This is a genomic window from Mycoplasma todarodis (assembly GCF_965212735.1).
GTDB lineage: Bacteria > Bacillota_I > Bacilli_A > Mycoplasmatales > Metamycoplasmataceae > Mycoplasma_K > Mycoplasma_K todarodis_A.
On record NZ_CBDBYJ010000003.1, the window covers coordinates 1 to 22,182 of the forward strand.

The 22,182-nt window shown below is 29.5% G+C and carries 14 protein-coding genes; 1 reads left to right on the plus strand and 13 read right to left on the minus strand.

The features are described from left to right. Nucleotides 1-645: 645 nt before the first annotated feature. The 3 genes from ACOMC1_RS02515 to ACOMC1_RS02525 all read right to left on the minus strand — a co-directional run bounded on the left by ACOMC1_RS02515 (nucleotide 646) and on the right by ACOMC1_RS02525 (nucleotide 3,511). On the minus strand, nucleotides 646-1,176 hold the full coding sequence (locus ACOMC1_RS02515; RefSeq protein WP_420331068.1) for a hypothetical protein: 531 nt from the start codon (nucleotides 1,174-1,176) through the stop codon (nucleotides 646-648). Nucleotides 1,177-1,220: 44 nt separating this feature from the next. Beyond that, nucleotides 1,221-1,883 (minus strand): hypothetical protein, encoded by a 663-nt coding sequence (locus ACOMC1_RS02520; RefSeq protein WP_420331069.1) that lies wholly within the window; start codon nucleotides 1,881-1,883, stop codon nucleotides 1,221-1,223. Nucleotides 1,884-1,984: 101 nt separating this feature from the next. Next, entirely contained in the window at nucleotides 1,985-3,511 is a 1,527-nt protein-coding gene (locus tag ACOMC1_RS02525; protein WP_420331070.1) for a hypothetical protein, read from the minus strand. A gap of 317 nt (nucleotides 3,512-3,828) precedes the next feature. Here ACOMC1_RS02525 and ACOMC1_RS02530 point away from each other — a divergent pair, with 317 nt between their 5' ends. Further along, nucleotides 3,829-4,029 carry a DUF2188 domain-containing protein gene (locus ACOMC1_RS02530; protein WP_131613578.1) on the plus strand — a complete coding sequence of 67 codons (201 nt, stop codon included), beginning with the start codon at nucleotides 3,829-3,831 and terminating at the stop codon, nucleotides 4,027-4,029. A 276-nt stretch (nucleotides 4,030-4,305) separates the two neighbouring features. On the opposite strand, the gene ACOMC1_RS02535 is transcribed toward ACOMC1_RS02530, so the two are convergent. The 10 genes from ACOMC1_RS02535 to ACOMC1_RS02580 form a co-directional block, all read right to left on the minus strand. After that, nucleotides 4,306-5,826, minus strand: coding sequence for a hypothetical protein (locus ACOMC1_RS02535; RefSeq protein WP_420331071.1), 1,521 nt, complete (start codon nucleotides 5,824-5,826; stop codon nucleotides 4,306-4,308). A gap of 159 nt (nucleotides 5,827-5,985) precedes the next feature. Continuing rightward, complete coding sequence (locus ACOMC1_RS02540; RefSeq protein ID WP_420331072.1) at nucleotides 5,986-7,485, minus strand: hypothetical protein; 1,500 nt, start codon at nucleotides 7,483-7,485, stop codon at nucleotides 5,986-5,988. Nucleotides 7,486-8,001: 516 nt separating this feature from the next. Next, nucleotides 8,002-9,012, minus strand: a complete 1,011-nt coding sequence (locus ACOMC1_RS02545; protein ID WP_420331073.1) for a hypothetical protein — start codon at nucleotides 9,010-9,012, stop codon at nucleotides 8,002-8,004. A gap of 123 nt (nucleotides 9,013-9,135) precedes the next feature. Beyond that, nucleotides 9,136-11,511, minus strand: coding sequence for a DEAD/DEAH box helicase family protein (locus ACOMC1_RS02550; RefSeq protein ID WP_420331074.1), 2,376 nt, complete (start codon nucleotides 11,509-11,511; stop codon nucleotides 9,136-9,138). Continuing rightward, complete coding sequence (locus tag ACOMC1_RS02555; protein ID WP_420331075.1) at nucleotides 11,498-12,238, minus strand: hypothetical protein; 741 nt, start codon at nucleotides 12,236-12,238, stop codon at nucleotides 11,498-11,500. Before ACOMC1_RS02555 ends, ACOMC1_RS02550 begins: the two co-directional genes overlap by 14 nt. A gap of 140 nt (nucleotides 12,239-12,378) precedes the next feature. Next, nucleotides 12,379-13,116: a hypothetical protein gene (locus ACOMC1_RS02560; protein WP_420331076.1), complete on the minus strand. Its 738-nt coding sequence runs from the start codon at nucleotides 13,114-13,116 to the stop codon at nucleotides 12,379-12,381. 89 nt (nucleotides 13,117-13,205) lie between these two features. Continuing rightward, entirely contained in the window at nucleotides 13,206-15,029 is a 1,824-nt protein-coding gene (locus tag ACOMC1_RS02565; RefSeq protein ID WP_420331077.1) for an AAA family ATPase, read from the minus strand. Beyond that, on the minus strand, nucleotides 15,029-16,003 hold the full coding sequence (locus tag ACOMC1_RS02570) for a hypothetical protein (RefSeq protein ID WP_420331078.1): 975 nt from the start codon (nucleotides 16,001-16,003) through the stop codon (nucleotides 15,029-15,031). The genes ACOMC1_RS02565 and ACOMC1_RS02570 overlap by 1 nt, the downstream gene beginning before the upstream one ends. Continuing rightward, nucleotides 16,003-17,889, minus strand: coding sequence for a hypothetical protein (locus ACOMC1_RS02575; protein ID WP_420331079.1), 1,887 nt, complete (start codon nucleotides 17,887-17,889; stop codon nucleotides 16,003-16,005). The genes ACOMC1_RS02570 and ACOMC1_RS02575 overlap by 1 nt, the downstream gene beginning before the upstream one ends. Continuing rightward, a complete protein-coding gene (locus ACOMC1_RS02580) occupies nucleotides 17,880-21,728 on the minus strand; it encodes an AAA domain-containing protein (RefSeq protein ID WP_420331080.1) in 3,849 nt (1,282 codons plus the stop codon). Before ACOMC1_RS02580 ends, ACOMC1_RS02575 begins: the two co-directional genes overlap by 10 nt. Between the last annotated feature and the right edge of the window lie 454 nt (nucleotides 21,729-22,182).

Sequence of the window (22,182 nt, forward strand, 5' to 3'; positions counted from 1 at the left end):
CAACAAAAATTTCAAGGGCAGGGGGTTGCTTTTCCTTGAATTTTTTAAACATCAAAAAATGCCAAATTTTCACAAAAAAGTCCATTTTTAATCAAAAAAGAAAGCATTTTTTAACTTTTTTATTTTTTTTATATGTAATTTTTGTGCTAAAATAATATTGAGGTAGTTGAAGGGTGAAAAAAATCTAAAAAATACGCCTATTTTCTAGATGATTATCAACCCACAAATATTCAAAGATATGCACTTGATATTTTTGGGTATTTGCAAGGTAAAATCCTTCAACTATCTTACATTCTAAAGCCAAGAAGAGAATAAAAGAAATTATGAAGAATAGTTAGAGAAAAATAAACCAGTAATAATTTAACTATTTGTTACACTAAATTTCAATGAGAGAGTTAATCGCCAAATATTTTAACTTTTCCTCTTTACTAACAAACTGGAAATGGACACGCCAATTCATTTCGAATTAAGAAAAATAGATTTACCTAGAATCTATAACTCAATGTCTTGATAAAGTGATTACCTTATCAATTGAAAAACTTAAAAACTTCTTGCGCCAAGGGATGTTTTTTTTATACCCTTTTTTAAGTGTTTTAAGAAAGAACAGTTACTTCAGTGGTACATTTTACCCAAATAAAAAAAGACCTACTCTATCGGGTCTTTTTTAACTATTTTTTCATTGTTCTTAAGAATATCCATTACTTTCTTTAATCCAATTGAATAAGTTATCAATAATCCAACCAACGCTATCGATGTTACAGCTCTAATAGCTATAAATGAATTATTGCTTATTGGAGATTTCCCACGGTGATAACCAACTTGGATGAAAACTAAAATTATCGATAATAAGAAAAATGTACATACCGTTGTAATAGCTGCTATAAAAGTTATTCTATGATATTTGATATTGCGATCAGGATTATACCTTTGGATGAATGAGCAATTGATCATTCCTAATACCAACATAACAACACCAACAACAGAACTGAATAGTAATGTCGTAGATAATATGACAGTTAATACTGCATTCTTTCCAGGAAACATAATTGCTATTCCCCCTATCAAATATATAGAGGTAGTAACTAGTAATACTATATAGCTAACTTTTAAATTTTTAAATCTCTGATTAACTTTTTTATTTCAAAATTCTTGTTCTAATTCTTCTACTGTTTGCATTTTCACTCCTTTGTAAAATTATATTGCACCCTATGTAAAAGATGTTATTTTACAATTCTTGTGTACTTAATACCTTTTGTTGTTTCTTTGATTAATACGTATTCAGAATTAATGTACTCATTTATAAAACTTTCAGCAAAATCTTTTGAGTCTGAAATAATGAAATGATTTTTACCTTTCTTGATTTCAACCTCTAAATCTCTTTGATCAACAGTCTTTACTATTGATTTAAGGGCAATAGACAATGTTTTGTTCTCAGCAATTCTTGAACCATAGTAAATATATGCCAATGCTCTATCTATAAAAATATTAGCTGGTATCTTGTTAATAGTAATACCTTCTTCATATTCTCCATCTTGTATTATTTGACGAATTTCTCTTGCCATTGCAATTGCATCAATCCCGCAAGCAGTTATCTTAAAGGTTGCGACACCTTTTATTTCTTTCGCTAATAGATTATTGAATCTATTGAATGTCGCTTTAATAAATGCAACTAAGTTTGTTTGAGTTAATTTCTTTACTAACTCTTTATTCTTTAATTCTTTATTAACAGCCAATCCAATAAACTCTTCTATTTTTGAAATACCGAGTTTTAATGTTTCAAGGATTATTTCCTTATCGATATCCTCATCCCCTAGAAATACCACGTTAGTGTTAAGTCCAGGTCATTTAATAACTTTATCTTTATACGATAATCTAACTCTCATATTAACTCCTTCTTCATTAATTTATAACTTATATAATGATACCTTATGATATTCCAAAAATGAGTTGTTGAGTGTTAATAAAAAATAACCACGAATGGTTATTATTTTTGGTAAATATTTACACTTGATGAAGTATAAGGTTTTGGCTTACTATGTATAAGATTGATAGTTTTAAGACCATTTGGACCAACTATAACTGTAAGCGATGAGGTGTCAAATACTAATGATTTGGTGAAATCAGCATTCTCTGGTGATTCATCGACAAACTTCAGAACATAAAATCCAGTTCCAACAAATATTTTCACTCCACCTTTTGTTATTAAAGCAGGAATCATTTTTCTTTCATCCTTATCTTTGATAAACATTAATTTAGCATCAGTTAAATCATCTTCAACTTGTATCTCTTTAATTGTTTTAGTTTGATTTTTAATTGTCCCTGAATTACCCATAGCTTCCATAAAGCCAACGCTATTGTCAAATATAATTCCTAATGTAAATGCACTTTTTCCAGATTTGGTGTTCTTTATATCGAATTCATTGGCTAATATTTCGATATTCTTAACGGGTTTAGATGTTATTTTTTCAGTGTCAAAGGCAAAGTTATCTTCACTGAATGAAACAGCAGTAATACCATCATCCCCATAAATATATGTGACTGGTGCGTCACTACTTGTCGCTCTAACTGTTTTCATACCTTTAGCGTTTTTAGGTAGATTTGTAACTTCTGGCGTTGAGCTAATTGATCATTTCCCTGTTACAGCATCTTTGCTAACTTCTTTTAATACACCGCTTTTGTCATATAGATACATTTTCGAGTTACCCAATTCTCCGGTTTCTAACATATTTGTATTTGTAAAATCACCTTTAGCAACTTGTTCAGCGGGGTCTCCGGCTAAATTTTGAACTCAAAGTCCATTTTTTGTTCCTATGAAGGTAGCAATATCAAAGTCCGGTGTACCTTGAAACATAAATCCATCAGTTGGATCACCAATAGCATCGAAACCAGGATATTCGCTAAATTCATCTGGTGTTGTTACATCATATTCAAATACACCATTTTTTGTTACCACGTATTGAACTTCTTTATCCGTACCGTCTTTATATGCGAATGCTCCTGTTCAATCCACACCCGATACATCCATCCCTTTTGGTGCATTTTCATATTTGATTCTTGGCGTTAATGCATCAATGGTTTTGTCCCTTGTTTTTATAGCTGAATCTTTTAATTTAATATCAGCGTCTTTTGTTTTAATGTCCGCATCTTTCGCTTTGATGTCTGCGTCTTTTGTTTTGATGTCCGCATCTTTTGTTTTGATGTCCGCGTCTTTCGATTTGATGGTTTTTTCGTTACCCTCAATTGTTTTATCCTTCGTTTGAATCATTTGATTCTTATCGTTGATTGTCTTATCTTTTTCTTCGATAGCTTTTTTAAGTCTTGCAAGCTCTGCTGAATCGTTGTTGTCAGAGTCTGGCACGATCCGACTATTGGCACTAGCACTTGTATTTTTGTTGTTTGGCTGAATGTCAATATAACCTTGCGATGCAAGTATTAAAACTGTTGATGCTGAAATAGCTCCGGCGGCAGCTACACATCCTCCAAAATACAATATCCTACTCTTTCTTTTCATATTTTTCTCCTTGTTGTATATATAAATATTTTAACCCTTTCTACAACTAATCCAAAATCAGTATTTCCAGCAATAAGAGCATTTTTTAAGTCTTCAAATATTGAAAAAATACATTTTAAGCAATTAAAGTATTCAAAAATAAACTTTTTGTTGTAATTTACAATAATTAACAAATAAAATTAATCCAAAAATAAAAAATTAAAAAGGTTTGAAAACAATACTTTTTTTGTTTTTTACAAACTTTTTGGTTATATTTCATAAATGTATTAAAATTATATTAACAAGAGAAATTTTCAAATATATGAAGGGAGCACAAAATGGCTAAAGACGTAATGGTTGATCCACGTAAAGATGGTTCATGAGCAGTTAGAACTACTGGTTCTGCAAAAGCTCTTAAAAAATTCGCAACTCAAAAAGAAGCTGCCGAATATGGAAAAGAAATCGCTAGAAAAAACAAGTCAGAATTTAGACTTAAAGGTGAAGACGGAAAAGTTAGAGAAAAACGTTCATACAAATAATCAACACATTTTAGTGTTGATATTTTTTATCTTTTTAACATTGTAACTATTTATAAACAAAGTCTTAATTTATGCAAAAAAACACTGACCAACATCAGTGTTTTTAAACCTAAGCCTAACAGATCCTATAAACAAGGTTTTATTGAATTTGCATATAAATCATAACCTTGATTAAATTTAGTTTTATTTATAAATTTGCGCAGCCATTATTTCTTTTATCTGTTTTAGGAATGCTACTTCAAAAACAGTTCCTATTGACAACGTTTTTTTACTTTTTTATGCTTTCTTTTTCTTAATTTTTTTAACGATTAATACGGAAGAAATTAATACTATTAATCCTAAAATTATCGATCCAAAAATTATTCCTACAAGGATACCAGTTTTCTTTTTGGAAGCCTTATCTTTGCGAGCTTTAATTATTGAAGCATCTGACAGTCCTTTAATAGATTTTCTTGATGTTGACAAAGTGTGTAATGCACCCTTTGTTTTTTCTTCGACATCAATTGTTAAATTACCATTTGCATCCGCTGTAGCAGAGATCTTACTAATAGTTGTCCCTGGAGCAAGATTTAATGAATTAACATCGATACCAGTTTCTTTTAATAATGAAGCGGTATCAGTAATTGCATCAGCAACTTCTTTTGTTGTTCTTGTACCTTGGTTTTTAATAACGGCTTTTGCAAGAGCTTGATCAATTTTAGTTTTATTTTCTTGCTGTGATGAATCCGCTAAAAAATCAACTCTATTAAACCCATTTAGTCATGTCCCTAAATATACCACCCCATCAATCTCTTCCATGAATGCACTGTGAGTGTTAACTCCTTTAATATTTTTAAGTTCTACAAGTGCCTCAGTTTTTGTATCAAGTATTCTAATACCGCCAAGACCCGTACCCACATATATTTCTCCATGAGTCTTCTTGATAAATTCAATAGTTGTCGCTGTATTACCTTTAGGTAATTGTGTATTACCCTTAAGTACTACAAGTGTTCCAGTTTTAGCATCAAGCTTTTTCATCCCATCACTTTCTGTCCCTACATATATAGTTCCATCAATCTCTTTCATAAATCCCTTGTAAACACGTTCTGTCTTACCACCTTTTAGGTATTTAAGTTTCCCGGTTTTAGTATCAAGAATCTTTAGTCCATCAAAAGTAGTACCCACATATATTTCTCCGTGAGCCTTCTTGATAAACCCTCCTTTGACACCAATTGTCTTACCACCTTTAAAATCTATAAGTTTTTCGGTTTTAGCATCAAGAATCTTAAGACCTTGGTCACAAGTCCCAACATAGATAACTCCATCAATTTCTTTTATAAATCCGCCCCTAACGCTATCCGTCTTACCACCTTTAAGATCTACTAATTTCCCGGTTTTTATATCAAGTTTTTTGATTCCGGCTTTATCTGTCCCGATATAGATGGTTCCATTGATTTCTTCGATGAAATCACTTTCAATACCAACCGTTTTACCACCTTTAAGGTTTGTAAGTTTCCCGGTTTTAGCATCAAAAATCTTCAGACCTTCAGTAGCCGTATTCACATAAATAGTTCCATTAATCTTTTTAATAGAACCCCCAGCCATCGCTGTTTTATTGATTTGTTTCAATTTAAGTCTAGCAAGTGGGGCTTGTCTTAAATTTTCATATAAATCATAACCTTGGCTAAAATTAGATTTATTTATAAATTTTGTTTCCTCTTTTTTATTTTGTTTTGTTTCAGTTACTACAATTGCCGTTGGTATTGCTATTGCAGCAACCGCCCCAATTGACAATGTAATTTTTTTACCTTTTTTCATTCTCTCTCCTTAATCTTAAAAAACACTAAAAGTCTTAATTTTAGAATAAACTTCACCTAAGATGAAGTTTTCTCTCATACTTGTTTAGGGGTATATGACATTCTTTAAAGACAAAACACCTACACATAGGTGTAAGCATTTAATGCATTTTATTAGCGACTATTTATATATGTCAGCTGAATATTTTGTTCAATCTGGAGAAGGAACTTTTTCTAAAAGTTTCATCCCTTTTGAATTACCAATTAAGGTCATTAAACCATCGTTGAATATAATTCGATTAGTTAAGTCTTCTGTGTTGATTGACCCATCAGCATTAACTAATGCTTGGAATGTTTTTCCTTTGATTGAAACAACCATTCCTTTCTTAGTTAGAAAGGCTAATCTTTCTTTACCAGCATAATGAATGATACTGATTTTAGCATCGGTTAAATCACCATCTAAATCATAGCTTGTGATTCTTGTTTCATCCATGTTTTGTATGTTCATAGAGTTTATGCTGTCCTTAGGATTTTCAATAACTCCTACACCATCTTTGTAAACTATGTAGATGTTGTTTTTATCCTTCAGTTCAATCATTTGCATTGATTGTACTGATCTATGTGAAATTTGTTTTGCTTCAACTTGATTTGTTTTCTCATCAAAACCGACCATTGTTATACCTTTATCTGAATAGAAGTATAGATTGTCTATACCATGGTCGTCAGCAATACTGATAATACCTTTTGAGTTTTTAGGCAAACCAGTTTTTATTGCTGTTGTTGTTAGTGAAAACTTGTCACCCGTCTTTTGGATCTTAATTAAATCTCCGTTTTTGTATACGGCAATAACATTTTCATTTGTTTTTGGATTTAAATAAGAAATCATATTTGAACCTGTGAAGTCTCCATCAGCAAGTTTTGTTACTTTACTTTGAGACTCATTCTTAGCTTTGAACTCAATGAATAATCCTTTTTTAGAACCTACGAAGGTTGCATTTGAATTTTCATCCACATGCATAAATCCGCCTCTTAAATCACCCGCAACATCTCACTGACTTAGTTTTTCAAAACCTTGGTTCGGCGCTGTTACACCACCAGGTCATGCAGTTCCATCGTACACGAAAGCTCCATTTTTAGTGGCAATAAACGTTTGGGATGCTCTCGCTAATGGTACGTATGTAAATGCTCCTGTTCAGTCGATGTTTTGAGGATCAAAACTTTTCTCTTTAACTTTAGTTTCTTGGAATCTAGGTAATACCTTCTCTAAAGTATTTGAGAGTTGTTTTAATTCCGCTTCTTTTTTCTTAAGCTCTGCTTCTTTTTGTTTGATTTTTTCTAAGGCTTCTTTAAGTTTTTTTCTTAGGTCATCTAATTCTGCATTACTTTTCTTAAGTTCTGCATTAAGTCTTTTGACTTCTGCTTTTGCAGCTTCCAATTCTTTTCCATTTGGAAGGTTAGCAATTTCAGCTTTCTTAGCTTCAAGTTCTTTTTTAAGTCTTTCAATTTCTTTTTCTTTGTTTCCGATTTCTTTTTTTAGAGGTTTGTTGTTATCAACTTTCTCTATCTTCTTGCTGTCCTTTTTCTGATATAAAATACCAAATGTAATCGCTGGAACTAATCCAACTACTAGACCTGCTGTGATCGCACCTAACGCAGTCCCTGTCATCATCTTTTTTGTCATATTCTCCCTTTTTAAATACAACACCCAGCTGGAAGTCCTGGTCATAAAATGATTATGCTAAATTACAACTAGCATTATGTAATCATCCGTAAATTAAATTCAATTATTTAAGTATTCTTACCTCTCAAATAATTATTGGTTACCCATATATACAACTCTTATCTTATAGTATTTTATTCACTAAACCAAATGTTTTTTCCTTGCTATTAGTACTTTTTTGCATTTTTGCATTTTTTAATTCAACGAACAAAAATTTCAAAAAAGTCCCTTTTTATAAGGCTCTTAGCAGTTTGAAATTTCTTAATATTGTTTTAAATTGAAACTATTTTAAGCACTCAAAAAAATTGTATTTTTTATGATTTTGGGGTCAATTTTTCGTTTTGGACACACATTTTGATGGTACGAAATGTTGTGTTTTACTAGAACTATCAATAACAAAATCATTTGTATAAAACAATAAAAATAAACCTTCTAATTAAAGTGATAATAAAAACCACTCAGATTCGAGTGGTTTGTTTATTTAAGGTTCTTAATATCTTTTTCATTTTGATAAATTATTATTTGTTCTGCATTATGTTTTAAAGCTGTAGCATTACACATGTCTGCTACTTCAGCACTTTCTTTTAATGCATCGTAAATAAATAAGTCTTCAAGGTCATAATACTTTTTAACCTCATGTAGGAAGAACATTTCATTATGATAATCAATTTCTTCAATTGATTTGGTTTGTTGTTCCTCAATATATTTCAATTGTTCCTGTTTAATGATTTCTATGTTCTTATAGACAGTTTCATGTCTATAAGTCCTTATGTCATTATTAAAGAATAAAGGCTTCTCTGAAGGGACTAAATCCCTTGATGACATAGGTTCATGATAGAACATCATTCCTATATTAGGTGTTATTGGCATAAATAAATATTTACTATTATCATTTTTATTTGTTTTGATGAATCCCATTGTTTCTTGCAACATTAATTTTGATTCATCGAACTTAAATATTGCTAATCTTGATTCCATCTTTTCTCAGATGTTTAAAAGTGTTGTTGACTTAGTCGTAACATTCCTTTTAGTTCATTCATCTCATTCCGCTTCATTACCAGTTGGTTCTTCAGCTTCTAATTCAAAAGGATTAACTTCCATTGATCCATAATAATCCTTTTGTATATTTGATGTTGATCCTGTTTTATTGAATTCATCAAAGTATTTAAGAATTATAGAATTAACTTCTTCAGCATTCTCTTTATCAAGAGTTTGTTTAAAGACGTCATTAAGACATGAAAAGAATTTTAGAGTTACTAAATCCTTTCTTGTTAATTCTATTTTCTTATTTGAATTTACTTGTTGGATAATCTTTTCAATAGCTTTCAAACCTTCTCTCTCTAATAGATTTGAGCTTTCTTTGATTTCCTTAATATCAAACGTTCCGAATTCTTCTGTTTGATATTTATTTCATTTTACTATTCCATTACTTGCGAAGTTCTTTATAAGACCTCTTTGTAGGAATTGATTGTTTTTGTTATTTTTCATAAGTTAATTATATGGGGTTTTAATCTTTAACTCATTAATTTAGGTTAAAGAAAAAACACAACATTTACTTGTTAGTGTTTTTTTGTATCAACTTGAACGTGTTATAAGAACTATTTAATTAGCTTATTCTTTTCTTTCATAAAATTCTTTGATGCATTTTTTAATAATTTCAACCTCTTCCATTGAAGATTCAACTTTAGGTCCACCTTTTCTTCGTATTTTTCTAATAATTTCATCTAATATGAATTCATATGTGTTCTTTGTTATTGTTTTCTTATCGAAAAAACTCCCGTATTCATCACTCGAAACTCAGAACCCCAGTAACTCTAACGAGCCTTTCTTATTTTTCAAGGCTTTTAATAATCCATAATCATGAATTTTATATTTTTTTATGTCATTCAAAGTTACAAATCTTTGTAAATCATTTATTTTTGCAAGTTCATTGTTTAATAAAATAGCATGATTTATCATTGTGGACATCTTGAACTTAACTTCTTTTCTAAACATAGCGATATATTGTTCAAACCTATTGTTAATAACTGCTTTCTTTTCAGATTCTGTGCTATTTTCATTCATCCATCCTCAACTCACAAAATCATCTTTAGACCTCTTATTTATAGAAAATCATCAAGCTGTATAAACCGCATCTTCATTGTTATAGTAAAAACTTTTTAATGTGTTTCCATATATTTTTTTATATGAATAAACAGTTTCGTTAATCGAATTCTGTTTTTGAATTTTGTAAAATTTATTCAGATTAGAAAATAGTCTAACAATATCGTCTTTTATTGGTTTGAACCCTGTTTCAGGATCTTGTTCTTCGCTATACACACCTGGAAAAATGCCATCCGTCGACTCTATATATTCAAAAATACATCTTAAAACGTTGTTTAATTCTTTAAAAACTTCTGGATTTTCAGTTATTTTCTTTGTAATTCTGCAATCTATTCTAGGGTCAATCAAATATAATCTAGCTTGTTGTTCATTTTCTTCTTTCTTTGTTTCAAACATTTTTAGATTTCCGTCAATAATTTTATCTTTTGTTTCATTTGGTATTTGGGCTTGAAATCCATAAAATTTGTCCCTATGTTTTTCTATCCATCGTTCTTCAACTAAATCCGGTTCAATAAATGTTATTAAAGATTTCTTGAATAACCCATCTTCCTTATTATATCTGCCAGATCTGCCAGTTAAATTATTGAATAAATTAACGTTCATAATTCCTCTGCCTTGTCTCCCACTTTTCAAAGTATGCATTTCTATATTTTCAAAAGAAAAATCAATTCCGTTAGCTATGGCATGAGTTGCATAAATTGTCGTTATAAGATTCCGCTCTACCAATTCAAATAATCATGATTTTACATTTTGAGGCATAGAAGAATGATAAACACCCACTCCTTTTTTAAGCAATTCAACCACATAATAACCGGCAAATCTTCAAGAAGTTGGTTGGTTGTTGATATATTCAATAATATCCGCCTCTTGATTTCCATCTATCTTTTTAGTTTCTTTTATTGCTGTTGAATAGATTTTGTCTTTTGAAGAGAAATATTTCAATGTCATCCCAGTGGTATCTTTATATCTTGTATCAATTGAAAAATCTTCTTTATTTTTAGCAATTAAACATGGTTCACCATCTTTTATCTTCAAAAATGTTTTATTTGATTCAAACGAGTTTATTTTTACTTTAATATAATTTTCTTGCTTTTCGTTAAATATATCATCAATATTTTTTAAAAAAGGTGACAATATTCAAAATCGTGCATTAAACTCCTCATCTAATTTATTGATGACAAATTTATAGAATTTTCCCCTTAATTCATCATTATTTGCATAATGAGCTTCGTCAACTATAATTACCCCAGGAAATACACCGTTTTCAATCATATTACCAATTAGCGCAAATATTTTTTCTTGAGTACCAATGATATATTGTTTTTTAAAACTTGAAATTCTATTGCCTACAAAAATCCCCTCTTTATTATCCCTATATCTGGTAATTAATTGCTCTTCTAAGGATTCGTTAATTGTTATATGCAAGGCACAAAACTTTTCATATTTGTTGGCAAGTTCTTTCACCGCCAACCAAGATAACCATGTTTTGCCAGAACCAGTACCCGCAGAAACATGCACCACTTTATTTTTATTGTTCAATAATGCGTCAAAAGCTTTTTCTTGTTCAAAATTCAATTGAGAACCATCCACCTTTTTGGTAGTTTTATTTAAGATATTAGCAATATTTAATCAAGGGTTCCTTGTTTCAAAGGTTCTATTTACATCCTTCAATTTAAATGAAATGAAATCCTTTCAAAATTCAATATTTTCTTTTAAAATATTGTGTTCACACTTTAGAAGGACTGATAAAACAGATCTTTTTTCAGAGTATTCATAATTTTCAGTTGTAAAAAAGTTATTGAGCTTTTCCAATTCTTTTTTATCAAATGAAATTTTACTCCCATTCATATGATGAAAAAGAATTTTGTATTTAATGTTTTTCATATTCCTCCAAATTACTTGTAATTTCTCCCTCGATTTTTTCTAGTGCTTCCCGACCTAAATTTTTACCTCTTTGTTTGATTTCAATTAAAAATTGTTTAGTGCTTGTGTCATCACTAAATTTTTGATCAAATTCATTCTCAGGATATACAACCGTTGCCAACAATTCTATTTTGCTTCTAGCTAATTTCGCTTCTCCTCTTTCAAAGTCATATAAGTTTTCAAGGAGTTTTTCCACCAATGGATCATCCACGCTTCTTAGTGATGCTCTTAAAACTTTTGAAAATCTTGAAATTTCCTTTGGATCGTTAATTGAATTCAATTGTCCTTGAGCATTTTCAAAATTTTTAATTAAAGTCGCCTTAGTTTGTTTAGCATTATCTTTCGCACCTTTCACCTCTATAAAAACAATTTTTGTTCCTTTTTTATGCACTAAGTCAACGCCATGCGTTTTCATTTTTTTATTCCCTGACAATTCAACGTTAGAACCAACCAATGTCGTATGATGTTTCATTTCTATAAAGGAAGATGCTGAAAATTCCGCCACTTCACTTTCATCAAAATTTTCAACCTCAGATCTCAATTCTTTTTTCTCTAAAATTGTAAGTTCACCGAATTCTTTAATTCCGCTGGTATATCACTTTGTAATGAACTGCAATGAATTATCAATTATTTCATTTTTTTCAACTGAAAATATTTCTTGATCAGTTATTTCTTTTTTAATTTTCATATAAATTAATTATAGCTTTATTTTGTGTTTATTTTTTAAATACAGAACGCAAATATAAACTAAAATAATTTTTAGTATCACGATGATTTATTTGTTCTTAATTTCATTTAACAAAACACCGTGCAATGCACAGTGTTTTGTTAATTTATTTGGTTTTTAATGTAATTAATTATTTCATCAGCATCAAAGAATAACGGAACCTCATTTTTTTTATTGATATGTTCACTAAAATCAATACGTTCATCATTTGACACCACGAATCCCAATAACTTAATATCTTCACCGCTAATTCTACTTTGAATTAAAGTCATCATATTTTTAATGGTTGATAAATGTCTTTGTGAAATTGTTTTGATTTCGATAGCTATTTTTTGGCCTGTTATTTTATTTTTAAGTAAGCAATCCAATTGGATGCTCCCTTTTGTGGATGACCGTATACCAATTTCAAAATCCATGAAAAATTCATCATTTAATTTATCCTTGATTTTATTACAAAGAATTTCTCTTTCGTTAATCTTTTGGACGTTTGCAAAATGACGGGTGGAGTTGGTATCAATATCATATTTTATTTTTTCTTGACCTCACATTAATTCTGAATGTCCAGGAAAATATTTATCGATTTGTTTAACAACCAAATCTCTTCTACCCACTAAATATTTTAAGCGCTCCTCTATTTCAGCAGGACGTTCTGCACTTATCGTCCTCTCTATAATGTTTATTTCTTCGTTAATGGAAAAGAAAGTTTTGATGATTATTTTTGTTTTAAATTCTTGTTGTTGTTTTCTTCTGTGTAATACAATACCTATTATTGCTGCGATCAACGCTGGGAATACAGTTATAACAGCACACACTATTTCTACTTTTTGTTCTATTGGCATAATTTAATTATAAAGTTTAATTGACTTGAAAATAGGTATTTTTGAAACATTAAATTCGAAATTGTTATTACACATTTTCATAAAGAAGATTAAACATCCATTTTTATCTTTATTTTATTTTTGACAACAGTCACAGAAATATTCATCACTTCATCACCCTTAGGCATTTTTTCGTAATTATCAAATAAGAACATTGTGATTTTGTCACCATATTCTTTTTCTAAGGTAGTCATTATTCCTCTACCACCCATTTTGATATTTGCTTTAGTTTCTACTATATCTGAAAGTAATGTAATATCATCTTTACTTATAGAAACAATAACATTCTTTTCTTTTTTAAGTTTGCTATTGTATTTATTAATTTTAGCTGTTAATAATTTTTCAATAATTTCAACATCTTGAACATAGTTAAATGGAACAATATTATCTTCACCAATTCTATTCAATAGTTCTGGACGTTTAGCTTCTTCCACCATGTGTTTCTTAACGGCATCAATAAACTTTTTCCTATTTTCTTTATTGCTAAATTTTGGATCTGTTTTATCTTGACCAATATTTGATGTAAATATAATAAATGTTTCTGAGAAATCAACAAGTTCACCTTGACCAGATGTTAATCTACCATCTTCTAATATTTGCAAGAATTTATCAAGAATTCTTGGGTGGGCTTTTTCAATTTCATCAAATAGAATTATTGAGAATGGGTTTTTCTTAACTGCGTTAGTTAATTGTCCCCCTGAACCATAACCAATATATCCAGGTGCAGTACCAATTAGTTTTGCATCTGATTCTTCATGGTTATATTCAGACATATCAAATCTAATCATTTTAGATTGATCTCCAAACACTTCTGTTGCCAATAGTTTAGCTAATTCAGTTTTACCTGTACCTGTTGGACCCGAGAAGAATAAAACTCCTTTTGGTTTTGAACTGTTTGAAGAGTGGAATGCTCCAGTCATACCCATAAATGATCTAATCATTGTTTCTTTTACTTTATCAATTGCATAATCTTGACCAAATAGATTAGATTTGAACTTTGTATCTAACTCTCTGATTTTCTTAAGACTCATTTGTGTTCATTCAGACTCTTTTTTACTACTTTGTGAGTATGTGTAGAGTTCTTTAAAAGTAAATCCTTGTTTATCAGGTGAAGAAATTCTTGCGAGTTGCATTATTTCTCTTAAGTTTAGTTTATCCGTCATTGCAACTGCTTCAGCATGTTCTTTACTGTCAGGATCTTTAATCTTTTCTTTATCAGTGATTTCAAATCTTTTAGCATTTAATTCAAGAAATTTACTTCTTTCTTGAATGCTTGGAAGTAGAATTTCAACATTCGCATATTCTGCATTTCCACCTTTAATGAAACCATCGATGATGTTTGAATTTCTTTGGATAAATACAACCTTAGGTTGATTTGAATCAGCAACTTTCGTCATACGTTTCCTCATGGGTGTAAGCATTAAACTTATTAACTTTGTTATGCTTTCGAAAGTGCCGTCTTTAGTATCTAATTTATTCAAATACATATCTGTAAAGTCGAATATATAGGCACTTGATTTCTCACCTGAAGTATTGTTTCATGCTTCTATTTCTTGGATAGCGAATTTAAGCGCTTGATTGAATGTTTTAATTGGAACATTTCTTTCGCTTTCATCATCTGATTCAATATCTTTTTCTTCTTGAAGAACTTTTTCTTCTTCATAATCGTACATACCAACAGCTGGATTAAATATATTTACACTCACTTCTTTATTTTCTTCCAATAATTCTTTGGCTATAATGTCAACCAAACCTTGGAAAATTGTTGTTTTTTTGTTATCCGGGAATGTATCGTAAACATTACCTGTAGCTACTACTAAATTCTTTTGAATTACCTTTTGTTTTAAAATATCTAATGATAAATTTAATGACATTATTTACCTCTTTCTAAATTTGATTTTGAACTCATCGTTCTTTCTTCTAATCTTTCTTGACCTGAATAATCTCTTGTTATTTTTTCCGAAAGGATCTTTCTTTCTTTTAAAACTTCTTTTCAAATCTTTTTGGCCTTTGTGTGGCATAGATGCCCTTTGTAGTTACCCATTTGATATTTAACTTTACCAAGTTCATCAATTGTCATTTCCAGTTCTCCAGCTTGTTGATCCATAAATTTAACTTTTGCATAAATTTCATTTTGATCGTTTATGTAGAATTTTTGAGTTTCACGTTTTAATTCTACTAATTTTGCAGCTGGCACAATTTCATCTTTTAAGATTCTCTCAATATTCTTTCTCGCTTGTGCTTTACTTTCTACAAAAGCTATAAAGTCACCGAATTCTTGAGCATTCTTAATGTGTGTTGCTTTCATATATAAGTTTTGCTGAATAGTTTTGTTGAATTTAAGTTCTTTTAACATATTCATAACAACACCCATAAATTCTTTTACTCTTGTTTGATTTTGTTCTTTTGTAGCAACTTTATCAATCTCTTTTAAGATTGCTTCTGGATTAATAGTTTCACCATTCTCTTTTAAAGACTCAATTGCAACCCTTGCCAAATATCCATGCTCAACAATAACTTCATTAATTTTCTCGTTAGCATGTGTTGTTGTTTCTTCGAGATTGGTAAAGAAATCTAAATTGCCTCTCATACCAACGATGCGTTTCATTTTAGATGATATTTCTACATCTAAATCTCTTAATCTGTCTATATCTATTGTTCTTTTACCAGTCATTAATTCTTTTTGAAAGTTTATTAGTGAATCACGCATCTCACCAATTTGCTTGGTTAATGTTGCTCCGATTTTCATATTTGCTTCCAACTTATCAATCATCACTATTGTTTCATCACAATTACTTAATGTTTCGCTATATTGATTAGCTAGTATTATTACGGCTGAATGAGACATTATTTACCACCTTTATTTTTATCTTTGCTTGTTTTTGTTTCTTGCTTTTTCATAAATGCTTTTTCAATCTTTTCACAAAGCGGAATTATCTTTTGCATTATTGAAATTGATGATTTTGAATAATCATTTTCAGGGTTGAAGTGCATATAAGGAGCATGTGTTTTTCATGCGTTAAGAAGTTGTTCTTTTTCCTTTTTAGAAAATACTTTTGATTTTGTGATTTTTTCAGATATTTTTCCATATGGAATCTTATCCAATGATTCGGTTTTCAACACAAGAGATTCCATTGCGTACCTAGCTTCTGTTGCAAGAGAAACAACTTCTTTTGGTGAAAGATCTGATAACTTTTGCATTTCTTTTCTTAATTTATCAATCTCTATATCAAAGTTATTTGAAGTAATTGGTTTTATCAATTTAATTAAGTTATTAATTTTATTCAATTTGTCTTTCATAAAACTTTTATCAATTTTTTCTTCAAGTGTCATTTGTTTATTAATATATTCTTTTAAATCTTTTGCGTTTTTAAGGTTCTCTCAAGAACTAAAAAACTCAATGTTTTCTATATCCTCAAATGTATCAAAGTATATGTTGTAAATCGTTTCTTTTTCCATTCAAGAAGGCATTTGTTTTATATCCAAAATGAATAATTGTTTGTGTTTACCGTCGTATTCAATTACTTCTTTTAACTTATTATCTTCAAGACATTCTTTTAATACATTAATAGGTTGTTCTGATAAGAATTGTTTTGAAATATTATCAGCCTTATTATTTAAAATAAACTCTTTTTGTTCTTTCGTTGAAGTTGTTCAATTTTTAATCAAGTCTTCTTTTAAAAGAATTTCTAATTTTTGTTCAATATTGTTTGCTTGACTTAAATTATTTTTTAAGTGTTCCACGATATATTGTTCATCAATTTGTGTATAGAAAGGTAAGTTAACTTTCACCTCTTCTGAATTGATTTTGATAATCACTTCTTTATTGAAAACTTTTAGGTATGAGTTGTTACTTGGGATTATTGTGAAATCCACACTTAAACTCTTATTGTACTCACGAGCCTCACTTAATAATTGCTCATTTAGTAAAGTACCTTCTTGTTTCTCATTATTGATAATTATGTCTTTATTGAACTTTTCTTCTATTAATTTTTTGAAGTCAATCTTAACTTTATTATCAATAAATAACTCCAATAAATCATCGGACTTTTTGTTTGATGCAATTAAGTCTAAGTTATCAGTTATTTTATATTCAAACTCTTCATCAAACATCCCAAAAATAGGTTTTTGATTTAACTCTTCCGAAACAAGAGCAACATTTTTATTCATAGGTAATAACTCTTCTGCTTCAGACATAATCTTTTCTTCTGGAGTTACAATTTCTTGTCTTCTTTTTAAAAATTCTTTATCAAAGTCATTTTCTTTGGCATCTTTAAGTAATTCAATATTTTTAAATGATTGAACCTTAGATGACTTAACTCCTGTTAATGGAATTAAAGGTATTTTAAACAGAAGTTGTTGAGTTCTTTTTGATTTTTCCAATGTGTAGAAATTATCATTTTTAAAATTCTTAATTAAATTTTCATTCACATTCAACGTTACACACATCATCTCTAATAAATCTTTTTTAGGGATTTCTTCTTCTGCTTGAATAGCCTTAGTAGAAAGTAATTCTCTAAAACTTTCTTCAAATAGAATCGAAGTTTTATGATTTACCTTATATACCCTCTCCAATGCACTCTCAACGGTTTCGAAAGCAATGTCCAATTCTTCTTTGAAAGCCAACATTAGAAGCAATCTTCCTTCTAATTCTGACATTTCCTTTTGTTTTGAGGTAGTTCTTGAGTAATCCACAGCTAAATGAGGGATTTTGTATTCTAATTTTATTTTCATGTCTTAAATCCTCCATTTTCTTGCGCTTTTATCATGTATTCACCAATAACCTTTTTAGGTGTTATCTTTCCGTTAGTTTCGATTTCTGAAATAACTTTTTTACCTAAGTGTTCTTGGATTGCTCCAACAACAATAACCTTACTTCTACCCCTTGAAACCGCAACATTTAATCTCTCTATTTTTTTATAGAAACTTAAATCTCTAGTTTTTGGATAATTTAATGTATATTTTCCTCCATTAGAATCGTATTTACCTGGTGCCCTTACTAGGTCAACAATAATAATTTCTCTTTCGCTACCTTGGAAGTTATCTACGGTATCGACTTTAATACCATTTAAACCGATTAGCCTTAATTCATTATTAATAATTGATGCTTGGGATCTGGTCATTGCAATTACACCAATATCTTTTCTGTCTACAGTTGGATTTTCCTTTAAAATTGATTCTAATATTCTTGAAATTACGAATGCGTTATACTCATTAAATCTAGCATTCTTGTGAATGTTTTTAGAAAATATTGAAGAGCTTTGATCGAATGCGAGTTGTCCTTCAGTAATTTGCTTAACTTCAGGCGATGTTACACTTTTAGCATTCTGAACTTTTTGAATAAAGTCTTCTGAAATATTTGAAGTGTCAACAACCTCGAACATTTTATTTTGAATCGCTCCATCAACTTTATATTTGATTTTTGATCATTGTTTCTGTTGAGCTTTTGCAGGCATTATCAGTTTTTCATTTTCATCATAAGAGATATTTACAATATCCATTATATCTTCATGGAATCTATATTGTGTATTAAGGAATTCATAAGCTTTATTATCAGTTTTAGTTTTAATTTCCTTAATTTGATTTTTGAATAAAGAGTTAGAAAACATTCTATCTATATTATCTTTAAAGTCATCAAAATTTGTGCTTTTGAAGAATATTTTATTGAACACAGTTGAGAATTCTGAATCGTAATATTCTTCCAGTGATGTTTGATCAATATTATTACCTGGTGGAAGTTGTCTGTAATCCCCGGTTAACAATACTTTCTTAGCTAAGAATGAGTTTGAAATTATCTCTGGTGTTACTGATTTTGAAACCTCATCTATAATTACGCATTCCACAGGGTATTCAGTAAATATCTTCCTTGTTTTTCCATTAAAGTCAAATGATTTTCTTGATGTTGTTGTAATACCAATTGCATTTAACAAGTCATTTTTAGAAATAGCTTCATTAAAGTTTTTTAGTTCTTTATCATTTGTTTTATCCTTAAATTTCAAGAATTTAGAATAAGTTGATTTGAACTTATCTGAAGCAATGGTTTTTGTTAAACCTTCAAGAGCTTTTAAAGCGGATTCTTTATCGTATATAAATAGTTCATTTGTACCAAGGGCGTCAGCCACTCTTTGCATAATATCTTTTCAAGTTTTATACTCAGGCTTCCTTGTCTTTTTAGCAGCTCATTCCATTTCTTCTATAACTTCTTCATAGTCTGTTAATTCTTCTCCTGAAAAAAGCTTTATCAATCCTTTTTGGTGTTTCCCTAAATTACCATCATTAATTTTGTTTTGAATAAAATTATTTAATTCTTTGGAATAGTATTTATAAACCCTAACCTTACTATCATCATAGTTTTTTATATCTTCTATTAATGATTTTATTTCTTCTCCTGAAGAGTTTGTCCCAATAACATTTATATCCAACGCTTTAAGGAATCTATTGAAGATATTTGTTTCACCGTACATAGTCTCTCTACCCATAAATGTATATTTAAGCATAAAGATGTTTGGGTTATCAGCCTCTTGCGAGTCAAGTCTTTCAAAGAAGTTATCAATCGCAGCATGCGTTGATGAAGAAACCAATACATTTCCACCACTATTGATTATTTCATTTGCAATAACAGCAATCGTTTGAGTCTTACCTGTTCCTGGAGGACCTTGAATATAAGCGATATCATCTGTTGATAAGGCTTTATCAACCGCACTACGTTGTTTATCGTTAAGTTTGTAATTACCCTTAATTTCTACCCTGCTTTTAAATGTAGAAGGTTGATCTAAAGCTATTGCTAAATAAGGATTTTTATAGTGACCTGTTTTTAAGTTCTTTATATTATTATCGAATCTTTTGAAATTAGTGAATAGACCGAAGTCAAATGTTGATAAGATTCAAGATTCTTCTTTATTTTGCTCTACTGTCTTAAAATTCTTAAATGGCTCTATAAAGAATGAAGGTACTTTCTCACCATCTTTAGGTCTGTATTCGAAGGTTAATTTTTCTACACTAAAGCCACCTTCTTCCACAAATGATAAATCAGCACTTAAATCAAAAACAATTTGTTTGAACTCTTTGTTTGAGTTCTTTATTTTAAGCATTTTATTTTTACTCTCGATTATCAAAGATTCTAATTTCTTGATTTTTTCATTAGTTATATTAAACTTAGCGTTTCAAGTCTCGAATTCATGCGTCGTACTCTTTAAGGCTTCTTCAAATTCCTTGTGAGTTTTTTTACACATTTCATTTTGTGCGTTTTTCTCGTTATATTCCTTTGAAATTGGGCGTATAACCTTGTACAACTCTATCAATTTGTATTGTGCTTCCACTCTTTTTGCATTAAGGTTCTTTTCGAGTTTAGGATTTGATTTGGTTTTGTCCGATGACTCTAACAACATCACCTTCTCATTTTTTGTAATTTCTTGCTTCAATCTTTTCTTTTCTTTTTCAAGAAATGCGAATCTTTCTTTAATTACCTTTTGCTCTTTCAAAAACTTTTCAAATTGTTCAGTATACTTTTCTAACAACTCCTCAAAAATAACTTTTTTTTCTCAAAAGATATCCTTGTCTTGCTCTTCTTGTGTTTTTTCTTTATAAAATTTTTCTTCTTGCTTCCCTAAGGAATTAATTTTCTTATCATTGGTTTGTATTTCTCTTCTTAAATGTTCAATTTGCTCCTCAAAATATTTAATATGATTAAAACTCACTCTCTTGACAATTCTCGCTTGGAATTTATTAGAAGAATCAGATCCATTTGAAATATTTACGCTTTTTATATTTTGTGTATATTTTTTAGCGTCTTTATTTAATAATGCATATAAAACTAAATTTGAATCTAAGTTTGATTCAATTTCTTCGAATGAAAATAAAGGAATCATTTCTTTTTGTTTTGTTTTAAGGAAATTTAAGAAGGATGATATGAATTCAGAGTTTTTCTTTAAGTCTAATCTTGTTTTATCATGATCAAAGATATCAACCGCTTGTTTGTACTCTTCGGCTAGATGATCTGAAAAAGTTTTCTGACCTTTTGAATCAATTTTTATTTGAGATTCAGATTCTAACAACTCCCTATTTTTTAAATAATTAACCTCAAATTGTTTAATATTAATTGCTGACGTTTTTTTAAGATGTGAAATTCTTAAGAATTCAATTCTTCTCAACTCAACAAAAGTGACTCAATCATTTTCTCCCCGTTTCTCTACAACTAAGTTTGTGAATAATGCAACTGCATTGAATCCATTTCACTCCGAGTGTGGTTCTTTATATTTGGCAACAATAGTTGCATTTTTAAGTTCTTGTGTTCTTCCTGTTTGTTTTAAAGTTCTAAGAACTACTTTAAAATTTCTTGCTTCAAGATCAAGGAATAACATTTCTTTTGTGAATGCATTATTTACATCCTGCATTAATTGTTCTATTTTCCCATCATATGATTTGATTTTTGTGTACTTATCCTTTAATTCTTTCTTAAGGATATCTTTAATTGTGGTTTTGCTGTTAGTATCAACAAAGCCACTTGTTACTGCTTGTAGTCCGAATTCAACTTTTGCTGAATGCGGGATTATAACGTTTATTTTTCGTGCCATTTTGGACTCCTATCTATTTTTAATGCGAAATATCAATATCATGATTGATATCGTATTTCATATTTTATAAATGAGCAAACTACCCCTAATTTTCAATGGGTGTTTTAACTCTTTTTTTATAAACACTTATTAATATGTGTTTAAATACTTCAATAAAATATGTCAACTGATTTAGAGCTGCATATTCACTTCAAGATAAGGATTCAACAAACCCGAAGTTTGTTCAAATACACTTATCCAATAATTTTTACTTCTTATAATACTTAATGTGTTTAATTTAATTCACAATGTGAATCGGAATTGCAGTTTTCTCTGCAAAATCCTATTGCTTTTCCTTAAATCTTTAATACTTAATTCCAAGCTCTTTCATTATACAACTTTATTTTTGCAAAAAGTCGAAATAGCAAATAAAAATACAAGCAAGCAATAGAATGTGCGAGTGTTGTACATTTTT